The organism is Marinobacter sp. THAF197a (genome assembly GCF_009363275.1).
Lineage (GTDB): Bacteria > Pseudomonadota > Gammaproteobacteria > Pseudomonadales > Oleiphilaceae > Marinobacter.
Map to the genome: position 1 here is coordinate 2,223,602 of NZ_CP045324.1, position 23,093 is coordinate 2,246,694.

Consider the following 23,093-nt stretch of genomic DNA (forward strand, 5'->3'; position numbering starts at 1 on the left):
ACCATGCATTCCCCCTGCCTGCCGCCGGCCATGGAGCCGGCAGAACTTGTCTGGCGCGACGGCGTGCCCGAATCCACCCGGTTTGGAGACGTATATTTCAGCAGGGACAACGGCCTGGCAGAAACCCGGTATGTTTTTATCGGGCATAACCAGTTGCCGGAGCGGTTCCAGCAGGTGCCAGACGCGAGCCACTTTGTGATTGCTGAAACCGGTTTTGGCACGGGCCTGAATTTTCTCGCCGCCTGGGCGGAATGGTTAAAGCAGCGCTCGGCCGATGACAGCGCCATTCTGCATTTTGTGTCGGTAGAGCGATTTCCCCTGCGCCGTCAGGACCTCGAAAAGGCCCTGTCGTACTGGCCCGAGCTAACCCCCCTGGCAGCGGAGCTTATCGAACAGTACCCTCCACTGATCAAGGGCACTCATCGGCTGGTGCTGGCCGGAGGTCGGGTTCGGCTTACCCTGTATTTTGGAGATGTCCTGGACGCCTGGAAGGATCTCACTTTTACAGCCGATGCCTGGTTCCTTGACGGCTTCGCCCCGTCGTTAAACCCGGACATGTGGCTGGACGACGCCATCGGGCTGATCACAAGCCACAGCAAACCCGGAACGACCCTGGCCACGTTTACCGCCGTTGGCCGTGTGCGCCGCAGCCTTGCAGAGGCTGGCTTCGAGATCGCCAAAGTCCCTGGCTTTGGCCGCAAGCGGGAAATGCTTGCAGGTATTTACGCGCCGGGGAATGCGACTAAACAAGAGGCGAAAACTGGCACGGTTGCCATTATCGGTGCAGGAATTGCCGGCACCTTGCTCGCCCGCAACCTGGCGGAACGGGGTGTTCAGGTGCTGCTACTGGACAAGGCGCCCCACACCGGTTCTGCGGCATCTGGCAATCCCCAGGGCGCACTCTATGTAAAACTTGGCGTGGAGTACAACGCACAGACTGAGCTTTCTGCAACGGCCCTCAGTTTCAGCCAACGTTTCTATCGGCCCTGGCAAAACCGCTTCTGGCACCCAACGGGACTACTGCAACTGGCAACCGATGATCAGGAAGCCGATCGCCAGCGGCGGTTCTGCGATCGCAATGATTACCCGGCTGACCTGCTGGAACCGGTGGATGCAATCCGGGCAAGCGAGCTGGCAGGAATTGCGGTTAACACTGGCGGTCTCTGGTTTCCCGGTTCTGGCTGGCTTGAGCCTGCAAAGGCCTGTCAGCAGCTGGCTGAACACCCGCTGATTGAAACACGATTCAGTTACCAGGTCGCTAACCTTCTGCCATGTAACAATCAATGGTGTATCCGAAATCACTCTGGCGAAGACAGCCGCGCAGACGCTGTGGTCATTGCCGGAGGTCACGAAAGCCCCGCCCTGGTGCCCGTAGGCGGGCAGCTCCGTTTGAAAGCGATCCGAGGTCAGGTTACTGAACTACCGGAGGCAGACTTCAACCTGCCTCAAGCCGTAATCTGCGGAACCAAGTATGTCAATCCGGTTCACGGCGGCCGTGCGGTTACTGGCGCGACGTTCGACTTGAAGGACAGCACCCGGCACCCTACCCGGGCCGGCCATCAGGAAAACCTCGATGAGCTGCAACGCTCACTGCCATCTGTCGTTAAAGGGTTGCTGCCCGATCCGGATCAGCTGCAAGGGAGAGTGGCCTTTCGTTGCACCACCCACGATTATCAGCCTGTGGCCGGCCGCATGCAGGATACCGAAGGGAACCACCTCAACGACCTGTATCTGCTGACTGGCCTCGGTAGCAAAGGGTTGGTCTGGGCACCCTTGCTGGCAGAATACCTGGCAGATGTTATCAGCGGCCAACCCCACTGCTTGCCAGCGCCGCTCTCAAAGCGACTGGAAACGGGGAGGCTATACCGAACCTGACACTTACTCAGGCGTAATGAAGCCGGTATACAGTTTTGTGACATTCAGCCGTTACCATTACAGGAGCTGCTCTGCATTGGGATGTTGCAGCAGTCACATGGGAGAGTTAGTGGAATGTCTATTCACGTAAGTGAGCCGGGGCGACCAATCGGCACCCGATTGCCGGAAGCCTTGCGAAGCCGTCGCGTTGGCGACGTCACCGAGCTGACGGAATCCGGCGCGATTTCACCGGGCCACAGCGAGGCAACCGACGCGGAGTTTCAGCAGGCCGCCAACAGCGGCCGCCACCGTGCACTCCAGGAGTATGGCGCCGCAGCCGCCGGAGAGCGGCGCGAGGAGCGCGTGTACCTGCCCGTTTCGGCAATATGCTCACCGGCGCTTTACTCAGTACCCGCCACGGCGTCCATGGGTGAGGCCATGTCCAGCATGGAAGACAACAATGTGCACCATCTGGTCATACTGGCCGACCACAACGTTGCGGGCCTGATTGACCTGCGCTGGCTGCTCTCCTGGCTCCACGAAAACCCGCCACAAGCAGTAGATCACAGCCTGTCTCAGGTTGAACTGCCAGCTTTCCTGACCGCCTCTCCGGAAACAGACGCACACCAGCTCGCACGGCTTATGCTTGCGCACCAATTGAACGCGGCACTGATCGTTGACGCAAAGGGCCAACCATCAGGCATTGTGACCAGTACCGACTACCTGAAGCTGTATGCCAGCGCCAGCCGGCACGAGGGGGCCGTCTAAGTCCCCTTCCCCTTTCAAAGCCATTAAGGGGTATCGGAGGTCAGTGCATCGCCCTCCGGGCCGAACAGTCTAATTGCCAGCTCACCACCCAGGTCCACCAACGCAGTAATTTCATCATCCCGATAGTTTTTCAGCCTTAACACATTCAACCCCTCTACCTCAGGCTGAATGCGCCAGCTCCGGTAAGCCGCTTCTTCTTCACCACGATTCAGCCTTGCCAGGATTGCATGGCGGGTGGAAGGGTTTCCAGCCACTTCAGCGAAGACCCCATCGGTGGAGCCAGCAATGACCATATCGCCGTTAAACAGAAGGCCCTGACTCAGCTCTACAATGGCAGTGTCATTCTGATCATTGGCCGACAATGCGCTGCCGATGGCGCCCGAGGTACTGTAACCGAGAGCAAACCCGGCCCGGCTGTTCACACGTGTGCGAATGAGTTCGTCAGCGTCGTCTTCGTTGACTTCCACTCGATACTCAAAGGGGCCGTCACCAATCAGCCAGGCGCTACCATCGCCGTAAAACCCGTGCCGCAGAACCTCGGCGGATTCTTCTCCAACCTGGTAAACCGACACTGTCCCCGAGGCGCTGCCACCGAAGAAGAAGGGGCCAGTAACCGCCGTGCCATCGATCGATGATGGTGCAAAGCCAAACAGCAAAGGGCTGAGAGCGGCGACACTGCCGCCCACCACGTTATCATCGCCTCCGGAGCCCACCTGGCGAGTCCAGGCGATCGTTGGCACCAGCACATCGCCATCAGGGATGGTGTCGACTCTTGTCAGGAATGCGTCGATGCCGCCGGCGGACGACTCGCCACTCCAAACGCCGTCGGTTTCACCGGCAATCGCTACATAGCCGCTGCCTGGATTGAGCCCTATCCATCGAACACGGTCCTGCCCGGAGGTACCAAACCGAAGCAGATCATCCCAGCGCAGCTGATACTCTCCTTCACTTAGTCGATAAACGCCTACAATCACATTATCTCCGGCCCCGGCATCACCTGAGCCGATCGGCTCGTCAGTAGTGAATGCCACGGCCATTTCATATCGGGTGACCCGGACCGTGTCTTCGGTCACCCGGCGCTCCGCCACATCCACGAATACATCCGGGCGGGCTGAGGCATCTGCGAGATCGGCAACAACCACGGGGTCGCCTAGCAGGGCGCCAGTCTGATCATAAATGCGCACCTGAACCTGGCCATTGTGACTCCCGGCCACAAAGTAGCGGCCGCCATGACCAACGGCAAAGTCCGTCGCAACAAACCCGTCATTCCAGACAATAGACTCTTTTAGACGATTGAAACTGAGCCTCAACAGGTTATCGCTGGCACCTCTGGCATAACCTTCCCGGCCCGCCTGGAACCGGCTGTCTACCGCCAGGTTCGCAAACCGGTCGTGCAGGTCCTCCGGCGACGAATAGCTCTCACTGGCACGGACCTCGAAAAGCAATTCATTCTGGCCAACGGGGAAGCTTAACGTATCGTTTTCCACGCCCTCCTGCTCAATGACAAACTCGGTTCCCAGCCGTGCCGTGGAGCCTTGGGCGTGCGTCAAACGGACCTTGACGACGTCCTCCCTATCACCGGACAGTGTGGCCCGATATTGCCCGGTTGTACCGGTGTTCAGAGTATCCCTGGGGCCACCGTTGAGCGTTTCGATGGCAACCGTCGGTTCGTTGTCACGAATGGTCAGGTTGGTTCGCACACCGGTGTCCGATGCGCCCAGGGAGGCAATGCCCGTGCGCACCTCTGTTAAATGAAGCTGCGCCAGTTCGGAAGGCTCGGGGATGGTGTCGTCAATGACTTCCAATGGTATGTAGCACTCGGTGATGCCTGGCTCGAGGGTAATCAGCCCCCGGTCCTTGATGCCAGCGTCATTCTCGTAGTACTCAATGTAGGTCAGCTCCTCGCCCTGTTCATCCACCGGAAACGCGGTGTTGCTGCCCTGCACGACAATGTCGTTACCGATAATGGCCCGGCCGAGGTTGTCACTGCTGTATTCACACCGCTGGTGCGGCGGGTTTTCCTCGTCATCACAGTTATTCTCATCAAACTCCGAGCGCAGCTCGAAAGCGATGGAAACCCTTGTCACGGAGGGTTGGTCTAAAAGGACCTTTGCAAACACGCGATTGGTTGGCGAAGTAACTGCCTTGGACTCCTTAAACGAACCATCCTCGTTGTACAGGTCAATCTCATAGTCATGTTCGCCGACCACATCCAGGGCGGGCAGCTCACAACGGGTTCTGGAGCTGTCGGGAATGTCCGGGCTTTCGCCCTCGGTGAACGACGGCGCCTCCAGCGACACCACATTCCGTTTGACTTCAATATCAAAAGGCTGGAACCCGGCCATGCGGCCATCGGTAGTGACGATATCGATATTGTCGTTTCGGCCCAGGTCTGCCTCACCTCTCGCCCCTCCGGAAAGCCCGGGGACGCCACGCATGATGATGCCTTGCCGGGCCTTGTTGCTGGTATCTTCCAGCGCCAGCCAGGACGGTGCGTTAGTAAGGGAATAATCCAGAATACTTTCGCCACCATAGGCGCCCCAGTTGTAGTAATACTCTACGCCCAGGTAGGCGGTAGTAGGCGGCGCGCCAAGCAGCGTGGGCTGGTCGGGGTCTTTCTCGGTTTTACAGCCGGCAGACGCCAGTGCGATCAGGGCCAGGCCCAGGAGGCGGCCAGAGAAGGAGGTGCGAGGGAGCAGATCGGCGCGCATGCAAAAATCCGTTTCATGACGTTGTTGTTATGGCGGTGCCAGCGGGTGCGTTACACGCCCCGTTTACACACCGTTACAGATCAACGCCATGTTAGCCAATTTGCGCCCTGCCGGATCTGCGCGAGTTCTCAGATTCACCGGCCGGGCCCGCATCAGCCTGCTACGCCGTGCTCCTCTAAAAGGGCGAGAAGCCCCTCTTCATCCAGGACAGGCACTCCCAGCTGTTCTGCCTTGGCCAGTTTGGAGCCAGCAGCCTCACCCGCCACCACGCAGGCGGTTTTCTTGGAAACGCTGCCCGCCACCTTGGCCCCCAGCTTCTCCAGTTTTTCCTTCGCCTGGTCCCGGGTCATCTGTGACAGGGTGCCGGTCAGCACCCAGGTTTCGCCAGCAAGAGGTTTGGCCTCGGCAGGGACAACCTGTTCTTCCTGCCAGCTTACTCCGGCGTCTTGCAAAGCCTGCAGGGTTTCCTGGTTGTGGGGCTGGTCGAAGAAAGTGCGAATATGCCCGGCCACGATGGGGCCAACGTCCGGAACCGCCTGAAGCGCCTCGTCATTGGCGGCTGAAATTGCCTCAAGGGTACCGAAATGCGACGCCAGCGACTTCGCGGTCGCCTCACCCACCTCACGAATACCCAGGGCGTAGAGGAATCGCCACAGCACCGGATTACGGGCCCGGTCAATGGCCGCCACAAGATTACCTGCGGATTTATCCCCCATACGGTCAAGGCTCGACAATTGGAATTTGGTTAGTCGGTACAGGTCCGCGACGGTGTTTACCATGCCCTCATCCACCAGCACTTCAATCAGCCGGTCCCCCAAACCCTCAATGTCCAGGGCCTTCCGGGAGGCATAATGACGGATGGCTTCCTTTCGCTGAGCCGGGCAATACAGGCCGCCGGAACAGCGAGCCACCGCTTCGCCTTCAATCTGCACGATATCTGAGTCACAGACCGGGCATTGGCTCGGCATGACCACTTTGGCTGCGCCCTCCGGGCGTTTCTCTGGAACCACCTTCACCACTTGCGGGATCACGTCTCCGGCCCGGCGGATGAATACCGTGTCGCCGATGTGCACATCCAGCCGGCGAATCTCGTCCATGTTGTGGAGTGTTGCGTTGGAAACGGTCACGCCACCCACAAACACTGGCTTGAGCCGGGCAACAGGCGTGACAGCCCCGGTCCTGCCCACCTGGAACTCCACATCTTCAATTACGGTCAGTTCTTCCTGAGCGGGGAATTTGTGGGCAATGGCCCACCGGGGCGCCCTGGACACAAAGCCCAGCTGCTGCTGCAAATCCAGTCGATTCACCTTGAACACGATACCGTCTATTTCGTACGGCAGCGTGTCGCGCTTGGCCATCAGCTCCTGGTACGCTTGGAGACACGCTTCAACGCCCTTGGCTGTGCGCATTTCCGGGTTAATACGAAACCCCCAGCCTCGAACCCGCTGCAGGCTTTCCCAGTGGGTTTCAGGCAGCAGGCTGTCGTCGGTGACCGCCATGCTGTAGGCACACAGCTCCAGGGGCCGCTTGGCGGTGACTGTCGATTTCTTCTGGCGCAGGCTGCCGGCGGCGGCGTTTCTGGGGTTTACAAAGGTCTTTTCACCTTGCTCAGCGAGGCGCCGGTTCAGTTGCTCAAACCCCGCCTTGGGCATATACACTTCACCCCGAACTTCCACCAGATCCGGGTAGTCGTCGCCCCGCAAGGTCAAAGGGACTGACGGAATGGTGCGTATATTGGCAGTGATATCCTCGCCGGTATAACCGTCGCCTCGGGTGGCGGCCCGAGTCAATACACCCTGCTCATAGTGCAGGCTGACCGCAAGGCCATCCAGCTTGGGCTCACAAACATATTCCACTGGATCCTCGGTTGCCAGGCGATCACGCACTCGGCGGTCGAAATCACGGAGCTCGTCGTCGCTGAACGCGTTGTCCAGTGACAACATGGGCAATCGATGAGTGATTTCTTGAAAACTGGTTTCCGCAGTACTGCCAACCCGCCGGGTGGGCGAGTTATCTGTGGCCAGTTCCGGGTAGTCCGCTTCCAGTGTCTGGAGTTCACGGAACAGCCGATCGTATTCGGCATCGGGTATCCTGGGGTCATCCAGAACGTAATAGTAGTAGTTATGATCGTCCAGGGCAGCGCGCAACTGTTCCACGCGCTGCTGGATATCGGCAGAAACCTGGCTCATCGGATCGAATGTCCTGATTAAGTGTTATACCCGATGGGAACGCTGTTTGCGTTCGAATTCACGGATGCGCTGCCGGCAGTGTTCAATCGTCTGCGGAGTCATCACGCTGCGGCGCTCGTCTTTCAGTTCACCGCCCATATTGCGCACAACGCACTGAGCTGTTTCGAGCATGAATTCGAAGGCCTGCATGGCATTGGATGGCCCGGGCAGGCTCATGAAGAAACTGATGCCAGGAGTGTTCAACGCTGGCATATCCTGGGGCCGGAAGGTTCCCGGCTCCACCGCGTTGGCAACGCTGAACTGCACTGGCGTGGTAGTGTCAGCACCTTCATGCCGGTGATAGATGTCCATGTCGCCATATTCAAGACCGCAGGCCTCAAACAGCTTTTTCAGTATCGTTCCCTGGAACTCCTCACCGCTACGCGCCAATACGTTAATCACCAGCACTTCCCTGGCTTCCGGGCGATTGGCTCCCGCCAACGGCTGGTTCTTGCGTGGGCCCGGTGCCGCTTCCCGGCGAGCGGTATCCTCCTCAACCTCTGTGGTCAACACAGGAGGTTCTTTCGCTCGGCTTTTTGCCGCGGGACGAGACTTCGGTTCTGGTGCGGGCTCGGGTGCCGGCTCCGGTTCTGGCGGCAGTTCGGGCTCTGATACCGGCCGGGCGGAGACTTCGTCGTCGTGGGCCTCAGTAGCCTCACCCGCCGGTGGTTCTACTGAACGCTCGGAACGGCTATTCACGACTCTTGGCTCACCCAGGACACCATCATCGACGTTGTCGTCGGTCGCGCCCCATCCCGATTCCAGCATAACGTCGTCATCGTCCGAACTGCCGAAATCCTCTGACGTGTCCCGCTTGAGGTAGCCCCGCTCTTCGAGGGTTCCCCTGGATACGGTTCGGGCTCCACCATTGGGAAGTTCTGGATTGTAATCATCATCGAGCGGGGAATCCTTCAGATCATCCGCGCCCATTCCGGAGGAAATCGCCATGGATTCCTTACGGGCCCGGCGCATCCGCCGAACACCATCAATGACGATTCCAAGAATAACCAGGGTACCTATGGCAATTAACCATTCCCTAAGTGACATAGTGCTGCTGTCCTGTTTGCAGTTCGGAACGTTGCTACTCTAAGAAAAGCCCGTAATGAATACAACGCACTCCGGGCCGAGATGGCGTTATTGTCATGGTTGACGCCTTTTTCGCCAACCCTCAAGCCTCCGCCAAGGCTGCCGCCTCGTCGACATCCACCGAAACCAGCCGGGAGCAACCCGGTTCGTGCATGGTTACGCCCATCAACTGGTCCGCCATTTCCATGGCGATCTTGTTGTGGGTAATGTAGATGAACTGTACCTGTTTGGACATCTCTTTCACCATATTGGCGTAACGGCCAACGTTGGCATCGTCCAGCGGGGCGTCCACCTCATCCAGCATACAGAAAGGCGCCGGATTGAGCTGGAAGATAGAGAATACCAGGGCAATTGCAGTCAAGGCTTTCTCGCCACCGGACAGCAGGTGAATGGTACTGTTCTTCTTGCCCGGTGGCCGCGCCATGATCGCCACGCCGGTCTCCAGCAGATCTTCGCCGGTCAGCTCCAGGTAGGCATTGCCACCGCCAAACACTTTTGGGAAAAGCGCCTGCAAGCCGCCATTAACCTGATCAAAGGTTTCCTTGAATCGCTGCCGGGTTTCCCGGTCTATTTTGCGAATGGCGGTATCCAGGGTTTCCAGGGCTTCCATCAGGTCGTTGTGCTGCTCATCCAGGTAGGTCTTTCGCTCACTCTGCACCTGATATTCCTCGATGGCTGCCAGATTAATGGCCCCCAACCGCTGGATACGGCTACCAATCTTCTCCAGTTCTTCGGCCCAGATTTTCTCATCGGCATCTTCCGGCAACTGGCCCAGCACTTCCTGGAGCTTTACATCCAGCTCCTTGAGCTGCTCGATGTGGTTACCGGACCGGATTTCCAGTGCCTGGGATTCCATCTTGAGCTTTTCCAGCCGGGCCCGTACCTCACCGACCACATGCTCGGTGCGGCTTCTGCCCTGCTCCCGCTCCCGTACTTCGCGGTCAATGTCTTCCAGGGCGTCCCTGGCGGCCGAAAGCTTCTCCTCCTCCGCCAACCGGCGCTCCAGAAGCCCCTCGAGTTGAAGTTGCAGGTCTTCCAGTGGCTCTTCAGCGCTCTCTCGGGTTTCCCGGAGCATATCAAGACGCTCTTCCAGCCGTTCTTTCTGCATTTGCATCCGTTCGATGGTCTGCTTCAAACCATCGCGCTGGCTTTGCAATGACTGCAGCTGCAACTGCAACTGGTGGGCATGGTCCCGGTCGTGGCGGGCTTCCTGGCGGAGCCTGTCCAGGTTCTCCCGCAAGGTGTCTCGCTGCTCCAGCAATCGCTCTTTCTCTTCATCGCTGTCCTCGGTTGAGGCCAGCGCCATGTTCCACTCTTCCCTGGCGGATTCGAGATCTTCCTTCTGCTGTTCAAGGCTCCCGCCCACATCCTCAATGTCATCCCGGATACGGCCAAGGCGGGCATCAATCTGTTCAGCCCGGGCTTTCAGACCACTGACTTTTGAGCTCAACGCACCGAGTTCCCGCTCAGCGTCACTCAAACGGGCCTGGGCTTCTTCCCTGGCCGACTCAGCACGCTCGCCCTGTTCCTGAAGCAACTCCAGTGCCTCGACCGCCTGCTCAAGCAGCTCTTCCGCCTCTTGCAGACGTACCTCAAGCTCACTCACTTTCTTCTGGCGCTCAATGACACCGACTTGCCCGGCTTCGGAGTCGGGCATCAAGATCCAGTCACGAGCAACCCAGACGCCTTCAGGGGTAATCAAGCTGTCACCGGCCGAAAGTTGGGCCCGGCGCGCCAGTGCGTCACTGGTAGAGTCTGCCGTATCAATACCGGCAAGCAGATGGCTGATCGCCGCCACGCCCTCTACCTTGGCCGCCAACCCGCCAGCAGGCCTTGGTTCAGGCCCTGCAGATACCAGCGCAAGGCCTTTTGGCGCGCTGCCCAGGGCGTCAACCAGGTGGTCAAACCCCGGCAATGCAAGCCCCTGGCTGAAGCGGCCAATCACCTGCTCTACCGCAAACTCCCAGCCATCTTCAATACGCAATGCGGCGGCGACCCTGGGCGCATCCGACAAACCGTTGTCCCGCAACCAACCCTGCAAGGTGTCGTCATGGCCGCCCATCTGTTCATCCAGCAAGGCCATCTGGGAATCCAGGGCAGCCTTCAGGCTCTGAACCTGTTGCCGGCGTTCGGCAACACCCTGCTCGGCTTCCCGCAATTTCTGCCGACTCTGATAAACGTCATCCTGCAGCGCCTGGATACGCTCCGCTGCCTCTTCACGCTGTAGCTCGAGGGTTTCCTGCTGTTCGAGCAGCTCATCCAGTTCCGCCCGGTCCAGCTGCTCTTCCAACAACACCTGTTCGTCCAGCAGTTTGCCGTGACGGTTCTGTAGTTGGGCAATAGCGTCTTCCAGCGACCGGATTCGGGATTGGGCGAGTTCCGCCTGGCGCCGAGCGTCGGATGACCGGGTGCTGAACTCCTCCCACCGGTGCTGCCAGTCACTCATGGCGTCTTCGGCCAGCTGGAGTTTTTCTCCGGACTCTTCAGAACGCATAGCCAGGGCTTCCTGCTCCGGCTCAATCATATCGAGCTCTTCCTGAATGCCCGCCAGCTTTTCTTCGTCCTGCTCAAGCTCACGCCCCAGTTCCCGCTGGTTGGCCATGGCCTGATCCAGCTCTGCGGCGGTCTGGCGGCTGCGCTCCCGCTGGTGTTCCAGGCTTTGTTCGATCCGGGCAATATCGGCGCCGGCTTCGTAGTAGCGTGCCTGGGCCCGATTGAAATGTTCGGTGCGTTCGTGGTGGTCTTCCCGAAGCGATTCCAGGGAGGTTTCCAGATTAACCCGTTCGGTCAGCAGTTTTTCCAGCTCGAGCTCGGTATCCCGAATCTTTCCACGCCAGGACTGTAAGTCATTATCCAGCGCCTGCCATCGCAGCACGGTGAGCTCTGCCTTTTTCTGCCGTTCTTCCTGCTTATAGGCCTTATACTTCTCGGCCGCGGCCGCCTGCCGCTCCAGATGCTGCAACTGGCGCCCCAGCTCTTCGCGGAGGTCGGTAAGCCGTTCCAGGTTCTCCTGGGTGCGCTTGATCCGGTTCTCGGTCTCGCGCCGCCGTTCCTTGTACTTCGAGATCCCGGCGGCTTCCTCAATATAAACCCGCAATTCTTCCGGCTTGGCCCCAATCAACCGGGAAATCATGCCCTGCTCAATAATCGCATAGCTGCGCGGGCCGAGGCCGGTGCCGAGAAACAGATCGGTGATGTCCCGGCGGCGGCACTTGGCGCCGTTCAGAAAGTATTCTGACTGGCCCTCCCGTGACACCCGGCGCTTGACCGAAATTTCGTTGAACTTGACGAATTCACCAGGCGCGGTGCCGTCACTGTTGTCAAACACCAGCTCAATAGACGCCTGGCCGACAGGCTTGCGGGCACTGGAGCCGTTAAAGATGACATCCGTCATGGACTCGCCGCGCAGATACTTGGCGGAGCTTTCGCCCATCACCCAGCGCACGGCGTCAATGATGTTGGACTTGCCACAACCATTAGGCCCCACCACCGCCGTCATGTTGGATGGGAATGGCACCGTAGTGGGATCAACAAACGACTTGAAGCCAGCCAGCTTGATGGACTTGAGCCTCATATCAGGCGTTCTCCTCCGTGAGAATGCTCAAAACCTGTGCTCTCTGGTGTTCACCGAAATCCTGGATAACCCGCTCCAGGAGCGCCGAATCGCCCTTAACCGCCGCATCCGCCAGATGCCGGAAGAAAGTGCCGGTTTCGGCGATCTCGCTTCTGAAATGCTCAAGGGCGACGTAATAGGTACGACTGATGGCGGGCCGAAAGTTTTCGAGTGTTTCCTCAAGAAACGGATTTTCAACCAGTCGGAAAGCGTAACGCATAACGCCGAAGCCGGCATCGATCACCTGCTCCGCCGCGTCAGTCGCATTGGAATTGAGAGCATCAATCACCGCCTGCATTTCCTTGACCTGGCTCATCACACCACCAAGCTCGGAACCAGACCAGCGCTCAAGCACCTTGCGACCGAGCATGCACAGCAGATCAATGTAGATATCGTAGAGCGCGTTAACCGAATCCGGCGTCAGATCAGACACCACCGCCCCCCGGCGTGGAAAGATTTCCACCAGGTGCCGACGCTCAAGAATGAGCAACGCTTCGCGCACCGAGCCACGGCTGACGTTCAGCTCACCGGCCACTTTCAGCTCTTGAATCCGCTCCCCCGGCTTGAGATCACGAATGATGATCCGTTGGCCGATATGCTGCGCGATTTGCTCTGAAAGGCTCTCCGGTGCCTGAAATCTCATAAACCTGATGCTCTCTTGTTATGACAGGACATGGTCAAGCGCAGAAGTTTATCACAGCCTCCGGCCAGCCCCACCCCTTGTCTGACATTTTGATTGCAGGTTTTGCACCAGCGGCAATGCCCTGCCGGAAAAATGGCGCTTTCGGACAATCACCCCGCCCAAATCCTCAAAACGGAATAAAGAAAACATTATATTCCATTGTTTATTATGCCTTTATTTTCAATGGCACAGTTCATGCTCATAAGGCTGTAACCATACCCGTTTCCAGAAGCAGAGCGAGCCATTGTGAAAAACCTGACTTCGATTCAGCCGTCAAAGACGCAGCCGGCCAGGCTGGCCGCCCTGAAGCAGTCGTTTCATGACTGGAACCAGTCCCCTGATGTTCTTACCAAGATGGCAAAACGGCTGTCTACCACCCTGTCACTGGAAACCCAACTAGGCATCATCGCAGAGGAAATTGCACAAACCATCCCGTTTGATGCCCTCAATTACCGGCATCGGATTGCCCGGCAGGATTTTGTGTTCTCAACCGGTATGGGTGGGCCCCATCGCTGCGAATACCGCCTCACGTTGGAAGGTAGTTACTATGGCACGCTCGCCTTTCATCGCCGGCAAAAGTTTACAGACGAAGAACTTACTGGCCTGGAGATGATGCTCTCGGCAGCCATCTGCCCACTGCGCAATGCCTGCCAGTTCATCGCCATTGAGCAAGCCGCGTTGACCGACGCACTGACCGGCATTGGCAACAAACGAGCCCTTGACGAAGCCCTGCTGCGGGCAAGCGCTCTGGCCGACCGGCATGGCGCGCCCTGGAGCCTCATCCTGTGCGACCTGGACCACTTCAAACTGATCAATGACAATCACGGGCACGTGGTTGGGGATCATATCCTGACCAGAACCGCAGAGAAGCTGGAACAAGCCATTCGAAATTCAGACACAGTGTATCGATTTGGCGGGGAAGAATTTGCGGTATTACTGCCTCACACCAGCGAGCAGGAAGCACGGGAGGTAGCCGAGCGCATTCGTCTGGCGATCGAAAGTATTCGGGTGGATGGTGGTGAGACCCCGCTGACGGTTACCGGCAGCTGCGGTGTGGCAACCCACCTTGCAGACGAGGCGCCGGAGCAGTGGCTGGCACGGGCGGACGAAGCGTTATATCGGGCGAAAGCGCAGGGCCGCAACTGCACCCGCGTTTTCGCCAGTATTTCCTGAGCGACAATCGGGGGGCTTATTCGCCCCGATTGTTCCGAGCCGGCTTCTTTGCGCCTGACCTTGCTTTGCGGTCATCGCGCTTTGGCTTGGCGGGCGCAGCGTCGCTGACCTGCCAGGTTCCCTTGCGGGCACGCTGCAGAGACTTTCCGGGACTTTTTCGTCGCCTGCGATCATGAGCCGCCTGCTCACCGGGCGTCTTTTGCGGAATATCCACTGCCGACAGCCCAACTGCCTTGCTCAGGGCATCCACACCTTTCTGATCCAGTTCTTCCCACTTGCCCAGGGTAAGGCGGCTTGGCAAGAAAATTGGCCCATAGCGCACCCGCTTGAGCCTGCTGACCCTAACCCCCTGGGACTCCCACAGGCGCCTGACTTCCCGGTTCCGTCCTTCCATCAGGGTCACGTGGAACCACTGGTTGATGCCGCTGCCGCCAGCGGGTGCCAGGTCGGAGAACTTGGCCATGCCGTCATCCAGCAACACACCTTCCAGCAAACGCTGCTGCATGGCGTCGTCTACCTCACCAAATACCCGCACGGCATATTCCCTGTCAATCTGGCTCGACGGGTGCATCAACCGGTTGGCAAGCTCACCGTCAGTTGTGAACAACACCAGCCCGGTGGTATTGATGTCCAACCGCCCGATGGCGATCCAGCGCTGGTCTTTCAGGCGTGGCAAGCGGTCAAATACCGTAGGCCTGCCCTCCGGATCTTTCCGGGTGGTGACTTCGCCCTCGGGCTTGTTGTAGATCAGCACCCTGCGAACTACCTGGGCGGCAGCTGACACATCCAGCTGCTTTCCATCCAGCTCGAAACGGTCGTCCGTAGTGGCTTTCTGTCCCGGCTCCGCCGGCTGGCCGTTAACCTGTAAACGCCCGGATTCCATCCACCCTTCAATCTCCCGGCGAGACCCAACACCCGCTCTTGCAAGCAGTTTCTGAATGCGTTCAGGGCCCGCCGACAGAGCCTTATCGCCCTGAGATGCTCGGGTTCTGGAACCTGGTTTTCCAGGGCCTTGTTTTCCGGGGCTAGATGCCGCCATGTAATACGTCCTTACCGATTAACCGATGTCTTTTGACATCAGTGAAGTGTCTGTTCCGATTCAGCAGTCTGGTTGTCTCCGGGTTGTCCGGGGTCGTCACTGCTGTCATTTTGGGATGATTCAAACTGAATCTCCCCCTGTATGTTTCGTTCGATCTCCCGGCCAATTTCCTCGAGATCACGAACCTCAGACAGCGGTGGCAGTTCATCCAGCCCTGTCAGGTTAAAGTAATCCAGAAACTGTCGGGTGGTGGCGTACATTGCAGGGCGACCCGGCACGTCACGATGTCCAACAACCCTTACCCACTCTCGCTCAAGCAGGGTACGAATGATATTGCTGCTTACCGTAACACCGCGAATATCTTCAATTTCACCCCGGGTGATTGGCTGCCGATAGGCAATCAGGGCCAGGGTTTCGAGCAGTGCCCGGGAATACCGCTGGGGTTTTTCCTCGAACAAGCGTCCAACCCAGGGTGCCAGCTCTTCCCTCACCTGCAGGCGGTAACCGCTGGCCACCTTCTTCAACTCAAAACCTCGCCCCTCGCAGGCTTTGTCCAGCTGCACCAGCACGTGCTCCATCACCTGGCGGGATGGCCGCTCGTCTTCCACAAACAATTCTCTGAGCTGTTCCAGCGACAGGGGCTTTCCAGCCGCCAGCAGGGCTGCTTCGGCAATCGCCTGAACACGCGCAAGATGGTCTTCGTTCATAATCTGGCCTTCACCTAGCTGGCAGCCCGGGCACGCACGTGAATCGGGCCCAGCACCTCTGCCTGTACAATTTCAATCAGCTGCTCTTTCACCAGTTCGAGCGTTGCGAGGAACGTCACCACCACACCCAGCCGCCCTTCCTCAATGGTAAACAGGCTTTCAAACGTGACAAACCGGTCGCCCTGAAGCACTGAGAGAATGTGAGACATTCGCTCGCGGGTCGACAGCCGCTCTTTTTCAACATGGTGACTGGTGAATAGATCCGCCCGTTTCAGCACGCCATGCAAAGCCAACAAAAGCTCTTTCATATCCACTTCCGGGTGGGGCTGAGACGAAGGCAGCTTCGGTAAGGCAGCTGACGCTGCAAAAATGTCACGCTCCATACGCGGCATTTCATCGATATCTTCGGCAGCCTTCTTGAACCGCTCGTACTGCTGCAACCGGCGAATCAGCTCCGCCCTGGGGTCCAGCTCCTCGTCATCGTCTGTTTCATGGCGGGGCAGCAGCATTCGGGATTTTATCTCTGCCAGCGTGGCCGCCATCACCAGGTATTCGGCCGCCAGTTCAAAGCGCATGGCTTCAACTGCGCCGATGTAGTCCATGTACTGGCGGGTAATTTCACTCACGTCAATATCAAGGATGTTCATGTTTTGCCGGCGTATCAGATACAGCAGCAAATCAAGGGGACCCTCGAAAGCCTCCAGAAACACCGCCAGGGCATCGGGAGGAATGTAGAGATCCTTGGGGATATCCACCAACGGCTTGCCGGAAACCAGAGCCAGAGGCACCTGCTCGCCGGCCTCAGCCGGGGCGTGTGTCAACTCGTCAGTCTCGTCGGTCATGGCCTCTCCAGCCGTTGGCAGTGGCTACCGGGTAAACTCAGCGGTAGCTGAGGCCCATGGCAGCGCGAACTTCTTCCAGGGTGTCGCGAGCCGCATCCCGCGCGTGTTCGCGGCCTTCTTCCAGAATGGACCGAACCACATCCGGGTTTTTCTCATAATCCCGGGCCCGCTCGTGAAGCGGCCGCTGCTCTTCAATCACTGCATCGATCAACGGCTTTTTGCAATCCAGGCAACCAATGCCAGCGCTGCGACAGCCTTGCTGTACCCACTCACAGGTCTCGGCGTCTGAGTACACCTTATGCATACTCCAGACCGGACATTTCTCCGGGTCACCCGGATCGGTCCGGCGCACCCGCTGAGGGTCTGTCTGCATGGTGCGGATTTTCTGGGAAACGCTGTCAGGCTCTTCCCGCAGGCCGATGTAGTTGTTATAGGACTTGGACATCTTCTGTCCATCCAGGCCCGGCATTTTCGATTCCGGCGTCAACAACGGCTGGGGCTCTGGCAGGATTACCTTGCCGCCGCCTTCGATATAGCCGTACAACCGCTCCCGGTCACCCAGGGAAATGTTCTGCTGCTCTTTCAGCAGTGCCCGTGCGGTTTCCAGGGCCTCCATGTTGCCCTCTTCCTGATAGCGTTTCTTCAGGTTGCGGTAGAGTTTGGCGTTTTTCTTACCCATCTTCACGATGGCTGCCTCAGCCTGTTCTTCAAAGCCAGGCTCGCGACCATAAATGTGGTTAAACCGGCGGGCGATCTCACGGGTAATTTCCACATGAGATACCTGATCCGCTCCAACCGGCACCTTACCCGCACGGTACATCAGGATATCGGCAGTCTGAAGCAGCGGATAACCCAGGAACCCGTAGGTTGCCAGATCTTTCTCACGCAGCTTCTCCTGCTGATCTTTGTAGGTAGGAATGCGCTCCAGCCAGCCCAGCGGCGTAATCATCGAGAGCAACAGGTGCAGTTCCGCATGCTCCGGCACTTGAGACTGAATGAACATCGTCGACGACCCCGGGTTAACGCCTGCCGCCAACCAGTCGATAACCATGTCCCACACGCTTTGCTGAATGCCGGAAGTGTCATCATATTGCGTGGTCAGGGCATGCCAGTCTGCCACGAAGAAGAAGCACTCATACTCGTGCTGGAGTTTCACCCAGTTTTTCAGCACACCGTGATAGTGGCCGAGGTGAAGCTTGCCGGTCGGTCGCATACCGGACAAAACCCTTTGCTGGGAATCTACAGAACTCAAAGCACGAACTCCTTATTTCTGTTTATTAGGCGCCTGGTTTCACCACCGGAGGTGGCTGAGGAAATCAGGCTGACCGGGCATTATAGTCTTTACACCTCGCTGCGTTAAGCAAAGCGATATAAAACACCGGCGCCATAACGCAAAACCCCCGGAATTCTCGCGAACCCGGGGGTTTTGGTGAAGGTTATGGCGGGCTTACCAGCCAGTCACTTCCTTCAGGGCCTTGCCGATTTCGGCCAGGCTGCGCACGGTTTTAACGCCGGCATCTTCCAGGGCGGCAAACTTCTCATCTGCAGTACCCTTACCACCAGAAATGATGGCGCCAGCATGGCCCATACGCTTGCCAGGAGGTGCAGTGACACCGGCAATGTAGGAAACCACAGGCTTGGTGACGTTCTCTTTGATGAACGCAGCCGCTTCTTCCTCGGCAGTACCACCGATTTCACCGATCATCACGATGGCTTCGGTTTCCGGATCTTCCTGCAGCAGCTTCAGAATGTCGATGAAGTTGGAGCCAGGAATCGGATCGCCGCCGATACCGATACAAGTAGACTGACCATAGCCGAAGTCAGTGGTCTGCTTGACCGCTTCGTAGGTCAGGGTGCCGGAGCGGGATACGATACCAACCTTACCCTTCTTGTGGATATGGCCCGGCATGATGCCGATCTTGCACTCGTCCGGAGTGATCACACCTGGGCAGTTGGGGCCGATCATGCGAACGCCTTTACGATCAACGTATTCTTTGGCGTACAGCATGTCGATGGTCGGGATACCTTCAGTGATACAAACGATCAGCTGAATGCCGGCATCGGCCGCTTCGATGATGGCGTCCTTACAGAACGGAGCCGGAACATAGATGACGGTCGCTTCTGCACCGGTCTTCTCTACCGCTTCACGTACAGTGTTGAAAACCGGCAAGCCCAGATGCTCAGTGCCGCCCTTACCGGGGCTGACACCACCGACCATCTTGGTACCGTAGGCAATGGCCTGCTCAGAGTGGAAGGTACCCTGTGCGCCGGTAAAGCCCTGGCAGATAACCTTGGTGTCTTTGTTGATCAGGATGCTCATTATTTACCCCCTGCGGCTTTAACGACTTGCTCTGCGGCGTCCGCCAGACTGGTAGCGGCGATAATGTTCAGGCCGCTGTCCTTGAGCACCTTGGTGCCCAGTTCGGCATTGTTGCCTTCGAGACGAACCACAACCGGCACTTTAACGCCCACTTCCTTGACCGCACCGATGATGCCTTCAGCAATCATGTCGCAACGCACGATGCCGCCGAAGATGTTGACCAGAACGGCCTGCACAGCGTCGTCAGACAGGATGATCTTGAACGCTTCGGAAACGCGCTCTTTGGTCGCGCCGCCACCTACGTCCAGGAAGTTAGCGGGCTGGCCGCCAGACAGCTTGATGATGTCCATGGTACCCATGGCGAGGCCAGCACCGTTAACCATACAACCGATGTTGCCTTCCAGCGCTACGTAGTTCAGTTCCCACTTGGCCGCTTCGGCTTCGCGAGCATCTTCCTGGGAAGGATCACGCATTTCGTGGATTTTCTTCTGACGGTAAAGCGCATTACCGTCGATGCCGATCTTGGCGTCCAGACAGTGCAGGTCGCCAGCCGGAGTGATCACCAGCGGGTTGATCTCTACCAGCGCCAGATCGCGCTCTTCAAACAGCTTGGCCAGGCCCAGGAAAATCTTGGTGAACTGACCAATCTGCTTGCCTTCCAGACCCAGTTTGAATGCCAGCTCGCGGCCCTGGTACGGCTGAGCGCCTACCAGCGGATCGATTTCGGCTTTCAGGATTTTCTCGGGAGTCTCTTCAGCAACCTTCTCGATTTCCACGCCACCCTCGGTGGAGGCCATGAAAACGATACGGCGGGTGCCACGGTCAACCACCGCACCCAGATACAGTTCCTGATCGATGTCTGTCAGGGATTCAACCAGAATCTTGCTTACCGGCTGGCCATTCTCGTCAGTCTGGTAGGTTACCAGGTTCTGGCCCAACCACTTCTGGGCGAACTCACGGATGTCTTCCTTGTTCTTGACCAGCTTTACACCGCCGGCCTTACCGCGGCCACCGGCGTGAACCTGAGCCTTGACAACCCATGCGTCACCGCCAATTTCAGTGGCAGCGTCAACAGCTTCTTGAGGCGTATCGCAGGCAATGCCCTGGGATACTGGCAGGCCATACTCAGCGAAAAGCTGCTTGCCCTGATATTCATGCAAATTCATAGTTAATGTCCCGTCTATTGATGGAGGATAACCACGTACGGAAATGAACCCGCTGGCACACCGCCCTTGGCATACCAATCGCGAATTCGTTCTGGCGGGCAAGGGATCGCCTGAACCCGCCGGTTACGCACACAGAAAGCTGCCTTTATGATGGCAGCGGGGCGCCGACATTGGCGCCCCGATTCCGGTGTTGCGTTACTTCTTCTTGCGACGGTTGGCGACGTGAATCGCACCGCCAGCAACAGCCAGGGCCGCCTCGTGCACTGACTCTGACAGAGTCGGATGCGCAAAGCAGGTCAGGGCCAGATCTTCTGCACTGGAACCGAATTCCATGGCAATGACGCCCTGGGCAACGATTTCAGACGCCTGAGGACCAACAACGTGAAAGCCCAGGATACGATCCGTCTTCGCGTCTGCGATGATCTTGACCATACCGGCGGCCGCATTCGCCGCCATGGCTCGGCCGTTGGCCGCAAACGGGAAGCTGCCTACGTTGTATTCTTCACCTTCGGCCTTCAGTTGCTCTTCGGTCTTGCCGACCCAAGCCACTTCCGGGAAGGTGTAGATCACGTTCGGGATGCAGTCGTAGTTGACCTGCGGCTTATGACCGGCAATGCGTTCGGCAACCATCACGCCCTCTTCAGACGCTTTGTGCGCCAGCATCGGGCCACGAACGATGTCACCTACCGCCCAGACACCCGGCGCTTCGGTTTTGCAGTTGTCGTCCACAAAAATGAAGCCGCGCTCGTCCATGGTCACGCCGGAATCCTCGGCCAGGGCGCCGTCGGTGTACGGGCGACGGCCAACGGCAACGATCAGCTTGTCGAACTTCGCTTCCTGCTTGCCCTTGGAATCTTCGTAGCTGACGTTCACCAGCTTGCGCTTGACCTCAGCACCGGTCATGCGGGCACCGGTGATGATGTTCAGCCCCTGCTTCTTGAACTGCTTGAGCGCATCCTTGGCGACCTGCTGGTCCACCGCCGGGAGGAAGCTGTCCTGAGCTTCAAGGACAGTCACTTCTGAACCCAGGCGGGCCCAAACGCTGCCAAGCTCAAGACCAATCACACCGGCACCAATAACGCCAAGGCGCTTGGGTACTTCAGTGAACTCCAGCGCGCCCTCGGAATCGACGATATACTCGCCGTCAAACGGTGCAGGCGGAATCTCGATCGGCTTGGAACCCGTCGCCAGAATAACGTTGTCGGCTTCGTAGGTCTTGGTCTTGCCATCTTTGTCGGTAACTTCCACCTTGCGACCAGCCAGTAGCTTGCCGTGACCGTGAATGGAAGTTACGCCGTTAGCCTTGAACAGGCCGGCAATACCGCCAGTCAGTTGCTGTACGATGCCGGACTTGCGCTCCATCATCTTCGCCACATCGATATCAACACCCTTGGTCATGATACCCATGGACTCATAATCGTGGCTGGCTTCCTCAAATTTGTGAGTCACCTCAAGCAGTGCTTTGGACGGAATACAGCCCACGTTCAGGCAGGTGCCGCCCAGAACCTGGCTTTTACCGTCTTTGCTTGTCCAGGACTCCACACAGGCCGTTTTCAGGCCAAGCTGGGCCGCCTTGATAGCTGCAACGTAACCGCCGGGGCCGGCACCAATGACAATAACATCGAACTTATCGGACATAATCTTTCCTGTTATCGAATTCGTTGAGTGTCAGCTTACACGTCCAGCAGGATACGGGCCGGGTCTTCCAGCATTTCCTTGATCGCAACCAGGAACTGCACCGCTTCCTTACCGTCGATCATACGATGATCGTATGACAGCGCCAGGTACATCATCGGCAGGATCTCGACCTTGCCATTCACCGCCATCGGGCGCTCCTGGATCTTGTGCATGCCCAGAATAGCGGTCTGCGGCGGATTCAGGATCGGCGTGGAGATCAGTGAACCGAAGATACCACCGTTGGTGATGGTGAAGGTGCCGCCAGTCATGTCTTCGATGGCCAGCTTGCCTTCCTTCGCCTTGGTACCGTACTCGACAATCTTCTTCTCGATATCAGCCAGGCCCATGGCGTCGGAATCACGAAGTACCGGAACCACCAGGCCGCGATCCGTGGATACGGCAACACCAATATCCTGATAACCGTGGTACACCATGTCGTTGCCGTCGATCGAGGCATTTACCGCCGGGAAGCGCTTGAGGGCTTCGGTGGCAGCCTTGGTGAAGAACGACATGAAGCCCAGCTTGATGCCGTGGCGCTTCACAAAGCTGTCCTGGTACTGCTTGCGCAGCTCCATGATGGGCGCCATGTTCACTTCGTTGAACGTGGTCAGCATGGCCGCTGTCTGCTGGGCATCCACCAGACGCTTGGCAATACTGGCGCGCAGGCGAGTCATCGGAACACGCTTCTCCGGACGCTCACCCTGGGCAACATTTACCTCAGGCATGGCTGCCGGCTTGGCAGCGGCACCACCGGAGGACTTGCTGCTGTCCACAAAGTTCTGCACGTCTTCTTTCGTCACACGGCCGTCTTTGCCAGTGCCCTTGACGGAGGCCGGGTCAACGTTATTTTCTTCGGCCAGCTTACGGGCAGCCGGGCTCAGGATGGTGTCGCCGGAAGTTGCAGCCGGGGCTTCTTCTTTCGGCGCCTCAGCCTTGGCTTCAGGCTTGCTCTCTGCCGGCTTGGATTCACCCGCAGCGCCTTCCTTGAATTTGCCGATCACCTCACCGCTTTCGCAGGTGTCGCCTTCGCCCTTGAGAATTTCTTCGATCACACCATCAGCAGGCGCAACCACTTCGAGCACAACCTTGTCGGTCTCGATATCGACAATCAGCTCGTCACGGGAGCATGCCTCACCGGGCTGCTTGTGCCAGGTCGCGACGGTGCCTTCGGCGACCGACTCAGGGAAAACGGGGGCTTTAATCTCTGTTGACATTACGGATCCTTAG

General features: G+C 58.0%; 16 protein-coding genes. 3 read left to right on the plus strand and 13 right to left on the minus strand.

The window, feature by feature from the left end:
• The first annotated feature begins 3 nt into the window (after window positions 1-3).
• On the plus strand, window positions 4-1,875 hold the full coding sequence (mnmC, locus tag FIV08_RS10325) for a bifunctional tRNA (5-methylaminomethyl-2-thiouridine)(34)-methyltransferase MnmD/FAD-dependent 5-carboxymethylaminomethyl-2-thiouridine(34) oxidoreductase MnmC (protein ID WP_152438266.1): 1,872 nt from the start codon (window positions 4-6) through the stop codon (window positions 1,873-1,875).
• Between the two features lie 114 nt (window positions 1,876-1,989).
• Entirely contained in the window at window positions 1,990-2,622 is a 633-nt protein-coding gene (locus FIV08_RS10330; protein WP_072677200.1) for a CBS domain-containing protein, read from the plus strand.
• 23 nt (window positions 2,623-2,645) lie between these two features.
• Here the strand turns inward: FIV08_RS10330 and FIV08_RS10335 are convergent, their stop codons facing one another.
• The 5 genes from FIV08_RS10335 to FIV08_RS10355 form a co-directional block, all read right to left on the minus strand.
• Window positions 2,646-5,333 (minus strand): hypothetical protein, encoded by a 2,688-nt coding sequence (locus tag FIV08_RS10335; RefSeq protein ID WP_152438267.1) that lies wholly within the window; start codon window positions 5,331-5,333, stop codon window positions 2,646-2,648.
• 152 nt (window positions 5,334-5,485) lie between these two features.
• On the minus strand, window positions 5,486-7,522 hold the full coding sequence (ligA, locus tag FIV08_RS10340) for an NAD-dependent DNA ligase LigA (RefSeq protein WP_152438268.1): 2,037 nt from the start codon (window positions 7,520-7,522) through the stop codon (window positions 5,486-5,488).
• 24 nt (window positions 7,523-7,546) lie between these two features.
• Window positions 7,547-8,608: a cell division protein ZipA gene (zipA, locus tag FIV08_RS10345; protein ID WP_152438269.1), complete on the minus strand. Its 1,062-nt coding sequence runs from the start codon at window positions 8,606-8,608 to the stop codon at window positions 7,547-7,549.
• Between the two features lie 121 nt (window positions 8,609-8,729).
• Window positions 8,730-12,221 (minus strand): chromosome segregation protein SMC, encoded by a 3,492-nt coding sequence (gene smc / locus FIV08_RS10350; protein WP_152438270.1) that lies wholly within the window; start codon window positions 12,219-12,221, stop codon window positions 8,730-8,732.
• Between the two features lies 1 nt (window position 12,222).
• Window positions 12,223-12,903 (minus strand): GntR family transcriptional regulator, encoded by a 681-nt coding sequence (locus FIV08_RS10355; protein WP_072677195.1) that lies wholly within the window; start codon window positions 12,901-12,903, stop codon window positions 12,223-12,225.
• A 285-nt stretch (window positions 12,904-13,188) separates the two neighbouring features.
• On the opposite strand from FIV08_RS10355, the gene FIV08_RS10360 reads away from it, so the two are divergent.
• The gene (locus FIV08_RS10360) at window positions 13,189-14,115 is read left to right on the plus strand and encodes a GGDEF domain-containing protein (RefSeq protein ID WP_152438271.1); all 927 of its coding nucleotides are present in this window, start codon (window positions 13,189-13,191) and stop codon (window positions 14,113-14,115) included.
• A gap of 16 nt (window positions 14,116-14,131) precedes the next feature.
• On the opposite strand, the gene rluB is transcribed toward FIV08_RS10360, so the two are convergent.
• The 8 genes from rluB to odhB form a co-directional block, all read right to left on the minus strand.
• Window positions 14,132-15,154, minus strand: a complete 1,023-nt coding sequence (gene rluB, locus FIV08_RS10365; RefSeq protein WP_152438272.1) for a 23S rRNA pseudouridine(2605) synthase RluB — start codon at window positions 15,152-15,154, stop codon at window positions 14,132-14,134.
• A 38-nt stretch (window positions 15,155-15,192) separates the two neighbouring features.
• Window positions 15,193-15,861: an SMC-Scp complex subunit ScpB gene (gene scpB / locus FIV08_RS10370; RefSeq protein WP_072677192.1), complete on the minus strand. Its 669-nt coding sequence runs from the start codon at window positions 15,859-15,861 to the stop codon at window positions 15,193-15,195.
• 14 nt (window positions 15,862-15,875) lie between these two features.
• Window positions 15,876-16,703 carry a segregation and condensation protein A gene (locus FIV08_RS10375; protein ID WP_152438273.1) on the minus strand — a complete coding sequence of 276 codons (828 nt, stop codon included), beginning with the start codon at window positions 16,701-16,703 and terminating at the stop codon, window positions 15,876-15,878.
• 37 nt (window positions 16,704-16,740) lie between these two features.
• The gene (locus FIV08_RS10380; RefSeq protein WP_072677190.1) at window positions 16,741-17,955 is read right to left on the minus strand and encodes a tryptophan--tRNA ligase; all 1,215 of its coding nucleotides are present in this window, start codon (window positions 17,953-17,955) and stop codon (window positions 16,741-16,743) included.
• Window positions 17,956-18,150: 195 nt separating this feature from the next.
• Window positions 18,151-19,023, minus strand: a complete 873-nt coding sequence (gene sucD, locus FIV08_RS10385; protein ID WP_011784666.1) for a succinate--CoA ligase subunit alpha — start codon at window positions 19,021-19,023, stop codon at window positions 18,151-18,153.
• On the minus strand, window positions 19,023-20,189 hold the full coding sequence (gene sucC, locus FIV08_RS10390; RefSeq protein ID WP_061332180.1) for an ADP-forming succinate--CoA ligase subunit beta: 1,167 nt from the start codon (window positions 20,187-20,189) through the stop codon (window positions 19,023-19,025). Before sucC ends, sucD begins: the two co-directional genes overlap by 1 nt.
• 195 nt (window positions 20,190-20,384) lie before the next feature.
• Complete coding sequence (lpdA, locus tag FIV08_RS10395) at window positions 20,385-21,827, minus strand: dihydrolipoyl dehydrogenase (RefSeq protein WP_106695876.1); 1,443 nt, start codon at window positions 21,825-21,827, stop codon at window positions 20,385-20,387.
• Window positions 21,828-21,862: 35 nt separating this feature from the next.
• Complete coding sequence (gene odhB / locus FIV08_RS10400) at window positions 21,863-23,080, minus strand: 2-oxoglutarate dehydrogenase complex dihydrolipoyllysine-residue succinyltransferase (RefSeq protein WP_152438274.1); 1,218 nt, start codon at window positions 23,078-23,080, stop codon at window positions 21,863-21,865.
• Window positions 23,081-23,093: the final 13 nt, after the last annotated feature.